At 38.5% G+C, this 9,908-nt stretch carries 1 protein-coding gene and 1 pseudogene; both read left to right on the forward strand.

What is annotated here, in order from left to right:
* The first annotated feature begins 818 nt into the window (after positions 1-818).
* Complete coding sequence (locus tag PVV63_RS05955; RefSeq protein ID WP_273790299.1) at positions 819-7,085, forward strand: Vomp family autotransporter; 6,267 nt, start codon at positions 819-821, stop codon at positions 7,083-7,085.
* Positions 7,086-7,725: 640 nt separating this feature from the next.
* Positions 7,726-9,908 (forward strand): annotated as a pseudogene (locus PVV63_RS05960) (hypothetical protein); the annotation flags it as partial.

The following is a 9,908-nucleotide window of genomic DNA, read 5'->3' on the forward strand; positions in this document are numbered from 1 at the left end:
GATTAAAAATAAAGCAGTTCATAAAAAGAACGACGGGTAGCAATACAAACAAATTGATTCAAAAAGAAGCTAATATAGTGTCATTCCTGAAATATTTGTTGGTTGAGGGAAAAGATACTGACAACAGTGAAAATACAATGACGATGTTTTGTTCCTATAGAAGGGTAACAGACATATACGCGAGAAGAACGAAAGATCATTTATAGCACTTTTGTCTTTTTATGAAGAGGACAAGATGAGCACGTTGGAACTTTTTACAGAGCGTGCATCATTATATTAAGAAAGATTTCTTTCAAAGATATGCATTATATATTGAAACAGATTATCTCGCAACAAAGAGTGAGATTATCATGATAATCGTTATCTATTACATTGTGCTATAAGTTAAAAAAATCATAAATTTGTGTTTATAAGAACAGCTATTTTATTGAGAAGTATTTTTACAAATTTATAAAAAATTATTTTTTACACTCTTGCCATTTTGCTGATGCGCTTTATTTGAAAAGTAGAATTGCTCTTTAGTGAAACTATTTTGTTAAGAGATAAATCGCAGTATTTTTAAATGGAGATTACGGTATATTTTCAAAGTCTTGTGTTTTTATTGATTTTTTAGCTTGAATCCCTCTAGCTAAAAGGGTTGGGGACTTTTCTAGATTTGATGTTGTTGCAGAGATTTAGGGCGATGCCGTAAAGATGGCGGTATCGTAGGGGGAGAGTTTTGTCTTGATTTATTGGTTTTTGAAGTGCGCAAACAAGGGTTTTGCCGTGTGTGTTTTCGCACGTTGTAATGATGTTGAACTCTGTTGGAGGAGGTTCTTATGAAAAAAAAATATTCCACACCAAATTTAATTAAAGTTGTCTCTCTTAGTACGGTAATGGCGACACTCTTATCGAGTGTTTCTCCTGTTTTTGCTGCCGGTCTTTCCATAAGAGGAGCAACTGTTCAGAGTTCGAATCTTGGTAATGTTCCTTATCCACATGGTAGTCATGGCAGTGTTGTTCTATCTGGTGATGATGATTTCTGTGGTGTAGACAACGTTATTGGTCGTGGCGGCAAACAACAAGCGTCAGTTACTCAACGAATAACTGCAAAAGAACAATATAATAGATTTATTAATGATCAGGATTTTTCTGGCCGTCATCCCTATGGTACGACGACTGAACAGGTTACTTGGGTTAGTGATGGTGTGACGATTAACGGTCGTGGTCAGCAGGTGAGTGGCTATATGGGAGCGCTGTACGGTGGTTCTATAAATGCTCTGCCTGAGGCTTATGGTGTTTATTCTTTTGCAACCGGTTGTGGATCTGCTGCAACGGGTAATTATTCAACCGTTTTTGGTGCAGGTGCAACAGCAAAAGCTGGTGGAGCGCAAGCTTTTGGTGTTTCCGCGCTTGCGGCTGGAAAAGCAAGTGTTGCTATGGGTGTGGGATCAGAAGCGTCGGGGGAATCTACGGTTGCTATTGGTGGGCTTGCAACTGCTTCTGGTAAAAATAGCATTTCTATAGGTGAGAGTTCTCAAGCTACGCAGGACGATGCGATCGCGGTTGGTTCAAATGCAGAAGGGAACGGTATAAATAGTGTTGCTATTGGTAAGTTCGCATCTGCATCAGGTTACAATAGTTTTGCATTAGGGTTAAAGACCAAGGCAAGTAACGACTACACGGTTGCTATAGGCTCAAAGGCTGAGGCTCAAGCTCTTGGTTCTATTGCAATAGGTGGTGGAGAACCTGCAGACAACGGGGAAGAAAGAAAAGTAATAGCAAAAGGCAAAAATTCGATTGCCATAGGTTCTCATACTTTTGCTGAGACGGCGCATTCAGTTGCAATTGGTATAAATGCACAGGTACTTGTTATAGATGGTGTTGCCGTGGGTGGAGGGGCTGTCTCTCGTATTGATAAGCATGCTTTGGGTTATGATCCTGTAACAAATACTGTAACAACAAAGAGTGATCTTGCATGGAAAAGTACTGCGGGTGATTTTAGTGTTGGTAATACTAATCAGAATTTAACGCGACAGATTACAAATGTTGCAGCGGGGAGTAAAGACACTGATGCCGTCAATGTTGCACAGTTAAAAGCTATGAGAGATGTTATGGCTGGAGCAGGAGGCGGCTGGAAAATTTCTGTTAATGACGAAGGTTCTACAGATGTTAATCCAAGCGATATTGTAGATTTTTCAGTGAGAAGTAACGGCGGAGTAGGAAAAGACAACTTAAAGATTGAAAAAGACAGTGCAAATAATAAGCATAAAGTCAAATTTGCTTTGAGTGATACTCTTAAGTTGACGAGTGTCACTACAGGACAAAGTTCTATGAGTGACGATGGTTTTATGATCACTAATGGGGCAAAAATAACTATAGACGGTATTGATGCTGGCAATCAACAGATTACAGGAGTAAAAGACGGGACTGAAGATGATCATGCAGTGAATTATAAACAGCTGAAGGAAGTAAAAGAAGCAGCCAAAACGCACTGGCAACTTACTGTTAACGGTGAAAATCCTATGTCTATTGGACAGAACAATACGGTAAATTTTGCATCTGTTGGTAAGGAAGGGGGCGGGAATATCAAGATTGTAGGAGATGGTAGCCGTAATGTTACATTTGATTTAGCTGATGATATTACAGTGACAAGTGTTGCTGCCGGTAACAGCTTTATGAATAATGATGGTTTCATGATTACTGGTGGTCCTCATATGGCTACTGGAGGTATTTATGCTGGTAATAAAAAGATTACGGGAGTGCTAGCGGGAACTGATGCTGAGGATGCAGTAAATTATCAACAGTTGCAAGATTTTACAGCGAGAATTAAAACGGGTTGGAAACTTGCTGTTGAAGATGAAGAGGCTACAGATGTTGAGGCAGAGAGTACAGTAAAGTTTGTAGGTGTTAATGCAGAGGATGGTAATGAAGAAAGTAAGAATATCAAAATTACCAAAAACGGTGACAATACTGTAAAGTTTGATTTGAATGATATTGTCAGAGTTAAACGTGTAATAGCAGGTAAGGCGAATGTAAGCGATGATGGCTTCGTGATTACTGGTGGTCCTAATATGACTACTGGGGGTATTGATGCTGGTAATAAAAAGATTACGGGAGTGCTAGCGGGAACTGATGCTGAGGATGCTGTAAATTATAAGCAGTTGCAAGAAATAAAAGATCAAGTAGCAGGCGGTGCCCTTGTTAAATGGGACGAAAGCCAAAAGCTGATCACTGTTGGTAAGGAAAAAGGTGGCACGAAAATTGATATTGCAGGCAGTGATGGAGATCGGACTATCGCAGGCGTGAAAGCGGCAGAAAAGGATAATGAAGCTGTTAATAAAAAGCAACTTGATGATACTATAGTAAACATTAATAACAATATTAAGAATGTGAGTGATTTCGCGGTTCTCTACGATAAGAATGGGGATAATTCTGTCAATTATAACAGTGTGACTTTGGGTGGTGATAAGGGCAAGGGGCCAGTTGCTCTCCTTAATGTTAAAGGTGGTAAAATTTCTTCTGATTCAACAGAAGCGATAAATGGTAGTCAGGTCAATAAGATATCTGGAGATGTTGCAAAATTCTTTGGTGGGGGTGCAGCATTTCAGAATGGTGCTTTTGTAGGCCCTAGATATAATCTATCTAAAGTGTCTGAAGATGGTAACGTAGAACAGAAAACCTTTGAAAATGTTGGTGATGCTTTGACAGGGCTTGATGCGAATGTCAGAAATGTGAATAGTCGTTTAACACATGTAGTCAATAATTTTGTTGAGGAATTTCAGGGGCTCTCTGAAGATGCTTTATTGTGGGATAATGGAGAAGGAGCATTTGTTGCACTTCATGAAAAAGATGGTGTGGAGACAGATAGTAAGATTAAATTCCTTGCGGATGGCGATATTTCAGGAGATTCAACAGATGCAATAAATGGTTCTCAACTTTATAAGATGGGTGATAAGATTGCGAATTATTTTGGCGGTGATGCTAGCTATGAGAATGGAGAGTGGCAAGCTCCTACCTTCAAGGTTTCTCAGCGTAACGCGAATGGTACTATTGTTGCGAATAAATACAATAATGTTGCTGATGCTTTTGATGGAGTCGATGATTCTATCACGGATATTTATAATCAGATTAAAAATGTGACAAGCGATATCCTTGTCAAGCAAGATGGAGGAGAGAATTCTCCTATCACCATTGGTAAGGCAACAGGTGGTGCTGTAATTAATGTTGCAAATAAATCAGGGGAGGCTCGTACAATTTCTGGTGTAAAAGCAGCGGTAGAAGACAATGAAGCTGTTAATAAAAAACAACTCGATGAAAGCATAGGAAAGATTAACAACAATATTGAGAATATAAGTGCCTCTGCGGTTCTTTACGATAAAAATGATAATAACACTGTCAATTATGAGAGTGTAACTTTAGGAGGTAATAAGGTTAACGGGCAAGTTGCTCTTCATAACGTCAAAGATGGAGAGATTTCCGATCAATCGCATGATGCGATTAATGGTAGTCAGATTAACAAGATATCTGGAGATGTTGCACAATTTTTTGGTGGTGGTACTTCATTCGAGAATGGAGTCTTTAGAGGACCGAGATATAATTTAACTACTATTGATGAAAATGGTCAGGAAAAACAGACGGAACATAATGATGTTGGATCAGCTTTGTCAGGGCTTAATATGAACATCAGGCATGTTAATCAGCATTTGCTCTATGCAATAAATGATGTTGCTAAATATTTTGGTGGTGGCGCTGGATATGATGAAAATGGAGAATGGCATGCTCCTACTTTCCAAGTTTATCATATCAACGATAATGGCACTTCCTCTAAGCAGCCTTATTCGAATGTTGCTGATGCTTTTGAAGGTGTGAACAATACTTTTAGCGCAATTCACAATCAAATTTCTAATATCACAGAAAATAGTTTGGTTCAGCAAGAGGGAGAGAATGGTTTTATTACCGTTGGTGCTAAAACAGGTGGTACTAAAATCAGCATTGCAAATAAGGACGATAAAGAGCGGACACTTTCGGGTGTGAAAAAGGCGACACTCTCTATAATATCGACGGAAGCAGTAAATGGTTCACAGCTCTTTACTACTAATCAGAATGTTAACGCTGTAACAGGTGATCTGAAAAAGGTTGCTGAAAATACATCGAAATATTTTGGTGGCAGTACAGATGTACTTGCAGGTATAGAACCAGCTTTCCTTATTCAGGGGCAGACACATCATAATGTTACGGATGCATTTACTGGTGTAAATACTTCTATTACAAATATTGATAATAAGATTTCCGATGTGGTAAAAAATAGTCTTGTTAAGCAAGATGGAGGTGCATCAGGTGTTATTACTATTGGTAAGGATACAGCGGGTACTGAAGTCAATATTGCAGGATATGCTGGTGTAGCACGTTCTATTTCTGGTGTTAAAGCAGCAGTGAAGGGCGATGAAGCTGTTAATAAAGACCAACTTGATAAAAGCATAGAGAAAATTTCTAAAGATATTGATTTTGCAAGTGCTGCTGCGGTTCTCTATGATAAAGATGAAGATGGTAATGTTAATTATGGTAGTGTGACTTTAGGCGGCAATAAGAGTAATGGGCCAGTTGCTCTTCATAACGTAAAAGATGGTAGCATTTCTGAAAATTCCAACGATGCAATCAATGGTAGTCAGATTAATAAAATATCAGCAGATATTGCAAAGTTTTTTGGCGGTGGTGCAAAGTTCATTAACGGTGCTTTTGAAGGGCTGAAATATACTTTATCGGCTATTGTAGGTGGTGAGGTAGGGAAGGCTAACTTTTATGACGTTGGTTCAGCTTTAACAGGTCTTGATAAAAATGTTCAAGATGTGAATCAACGTTTAACGAATGTATCCAATGAGTTTAATCAGAAAATTGAAGATTTCTCTAAAGATGCTTTACTGTGGGATGATGATGAAGAAGCATTTGTGGCACGTCATGAAAAAGCTGGGCAGAAAACAAAGAGCAAATTGAAGTATCTTTTGGATGGTGAGATTGCTCAAGGTTCAACAGATGCCATTACGGGCAACCAACTTTATTCCATGAATAACCAGCTTGCTAATTATTTCGGTGGCGGTGCTAAATATGAGAATGGCAAATGGACAAATCCTACTTTTAAGATTGTTCAAGTCAATGCTGATGGTACGACTGTTGAGAAAGAGCACCATAATGTCGCTGATGCTTTTGGTGATATTAATAATGGGATGTCAAATATTAACAACCGTATTGATGATGTCATCAACAAGGTCGATACAGATGCTTTAAAGTGGAACGATAAAGAAAAAGCCTATGATGCTAATCGTGATGGCAAGCCGAGTAAAATTATCAATGTAGCTGATGGTAAAATTGTAGAAGGTTCGAAAGATGCGGTTAATGGTGGACAACTTTGGGAAACCAATGAACGTGTCACGGGTGTTGAAAAAGATGTTAAGCATCTTACCAACAGAGTCGACAATATTTCCACTACGGTTACGGATATTGGTGAAACGGTTTTCAATATTGAAAACAAAGTTAACGATATTGCTGAGGACGCTGTTCGTTATGACAGAGATGAAAACGGCAAAAAAACCAATAAAATCACATTAGCGGGTGGTGATGCCAGTGAACCTGTTTTGATTGATAATGTAGCTGATGGTAAAATTGAGAAGGGATCAAAAGAAGCTGTAAATGGTGGTCAACTCCATGACTATACTAAAGAACAGATGAAGATTATTCTTGATGAATCCAAGCACTACACAGATCAACGGGTTAATAATATTGTGATTGATGCGATTGATGATGCTGTTGATCAGTCTAAACAATATACAGATATGAAGTTTAACGTTTTAAACTACAGTATTGAGAGTGTGAAAAAAGAGGCAAGACAAGCAGCGGCTATTGGTCTTGCGGTGTCTAACTTACGCTACAATGATACACCTGGAAAATTAAGCGTTGGATTTGGTACTGGTTTATGGCGTAGTCAATCTGCATTTGCCTTTGGTGCAGGTTACACCTCAGAAAATGGAAAATACCGCTCTAACATATCCGCAACAACTTCTGGAGGTCACTGGGGTGTAGGTGCGGGATTCAATATGACATTGAACTGATAATAAACAAAATACACGAAAATTCCTTTTCACCCCTGTCTCATGAGGCAGGGGTGAATTGTTGTTACGTATGTAAAAATCATATATATATAAATTGATAAGCGCTATAACGACAAATACAGGTTTAAAAAACAGAAAAAACCTATACACTTTCAACAAAATGAACTTCTTATTTCAAAATAAGATAATAAGTTTTTCCATAAATTATAAGTTCATTATTTTTTCTTTAATTTTTAAATCTAAAAAATCTGTAGCGCTTTACAGATAGAAAAAAACTTTCGCTCTACTACAAATCTATTAAAAAGTTTTCTACTAAGATAAAAGTACACATTCAAATGTATTTCAACTTTACTGGAAGAAGTTATAAAACAATCCACTAAATCAACTCTACCCCTTGCAAAAAACAAACAATAAGTTTAAAAGTTAAAAAAACTAATCACCACAAAGAAATTTACTTTCTTAGGAAATGTAAAAGAGCAAAACACATTAACCATAAAAGCTAAAAACACAACTTCTCTATCTTTGCAGCCCGGTACTAAATTTTTGAATACGTTTAGAAAAACCAAATTTAGGAAACTTTATAGCGTTTAAATGTGTCTTTTTTGTGTTTATAGTTATTTCTTTCATTGGGGAGTTCATTATGAAAAAATTATATACAAAATTAACAGGGAGCAATTTAAAATTTTCCCGTTTTCCTTTTATTAAAGTCTTATCCTTGACTTCAATAGCTGCACTTTTAGCCAGTATTTCCCCTGTTTTTTCGAATGATCTTGATTCAGGAGAAGAGATTTCTGCAAACATAAGGAACACTGCTGAGATATATCCACAAAGTATTGTCTCTGTTTATGATAGCTATAACAGTGATTTGGATTCTTCTAGTGCATCACAGGAAAATTATTTAACAGCGCTGAATGTTTCTTTGACATCCAAGGTAAGTGCTGCTGATGACTATGCAAATTTTTTAACCAAAACTCTTACTGGTGTGAGCGATTATAGTCCTATAGTGAATGTTTTGGCAGAAGCCAGCGATTCAATACGTTCAATTGATATGAATGCTGGAAGTAAAAAAATAACAAGAGCAGCTTTAACTCCAAGAGTTGTAACGGGCGGTCAAATGACTAGGGCTGGGAATTTGGGTAATCCTCTTGTCCATGGTGAACGAGCTCAGGGAGAAGCTCATGATGCTATTGTTTACGGGCAGGTAGCGCAGACGAAGGCTGACCAAGGGATTGCAATCGGCTTAACTGCTTTAGCCGGTAGGAGTAGAGATACTAAAAATAGCATTGCAATCGGTTCTTCTCTAACCGATAGTTATGATGAAAAAGAGAGAACAGTTTCATTAGGTGATTTTTCAATAGCCTTCGGTAGTAAAGCACATAGTTATGCAAATGAAGCGATTGCTATGGGGTACAATGCATATGCACAGGAGCAGGCGCTGCAGGGAATTGCTATAGGCGCTAGCTCTAATGTGACGGTTGCGGCAGGTGTTGCTCTAGGAAGCGATTCTATATCCGATAGGGCTGCTGGTGAGCTTGGCTACACTTCTTTGTTGCAGGGGCCTGCAACAAACGTTGAGGCGCAATGGAAAAGTACGCGGGGCTCAGTTAGTGTTGGTGATTATAGTAAGGGTATAACCAGACAAATTACAGGCGTAGCTGCTGGTTCTAATATTACCGATGCAGTGAACCTTAAACAGTTGCAGGACTTAGAACAAGTTGTAAGACAAAACGGTTGGAAATTCTCTGTTGGAGATAAAAATGCTACAACTGTTCTTATGGATAGCGCGGTAGATTTTTCCGCTGGAAGTAGCAACCTAAATATTACAAAGGGCAAAGAGGACAATAAAGTAAAGTTTGATCTGGCTCAAGACATTGCACTGGAGAGCGTAAAGGCAGGTAAAAATACCTTCGATGCTACGGGCTTAGTAATTACTGATGGTCCGAAAATAACCACCGGAGGTATAGATGCTGGGGGTAAAAAGATTACAGGAGTGTCGGATGGCACTGGAGCGAACGATGCAGTTAATTTTTCACAGTTAAGCAAAACCAATGAGGGTCTTTCGTCCACAGCGAAAAATCTGGAAACGGCTATGGCGAATACATCAAAATATTTTGGTGGAGGTGCAGGAGTTGCTGGTTCTGACATGACGGGACCAACTTATGACTTATCCAAGATTGATACAAAGGGTAATATAACAGAGGGCTCTTTTAAAGATGTTGGGAGTGCATTTACTGGTCTTGATACAAATATCAAGAATGTGAATGCACGGATTAAAGAAGTTTCTGAAGGAGTAGCACAGGATTCTTTGTTATGGAATGATGAAGCCAATGCCTTTGTAGCGCGTCATGAAAAGAGAAAAGAAGAAAAAGGCAGAGCTGTAAGAACACAAGAAAACAGTAGAATTACGTTTCTAGAAAGTGGTGAGATTACCCAAAACTCAACAGATGCAGTAAATGGTGGTCAGCTCTATACAATGGGTAACACGCTTGCATCCTATTTTGGTGGTGGTGCTGGTTATGATGAAGAGGGCAAATGGAAAGCACCGGATTTCAAGATCAAGCAGTTTGGTGAGGATGGTACTTCTTTTGACAAGAACTATACGAATGTAGCGGATGCACTTGCAGGTGTTGGAAGTTCTATCACGAATGTTCAGAATAAATTGACTGAACAGGTTAATAATGTGATTACCAAAGTAGAAAGTGAGAGCTTTGTTCAGCAAGACAAAACAACGCATCGTCTCACTATTGGTGCAAAAGTAGGTGGCGCAGAAATCAATATTGCAAATGAAAGCGGTGCTGATCGGATAATTTCTGGTGTTGGGGA

It is taken from the genome of Bartonella sp. CM31XJBT, assembly GCF_028618555.1.
GTDB lineage: Bacteria > Pseudomonadota > Alphaproteobacteria > Rhizobiales > Rhizobiaceae > Bartonella.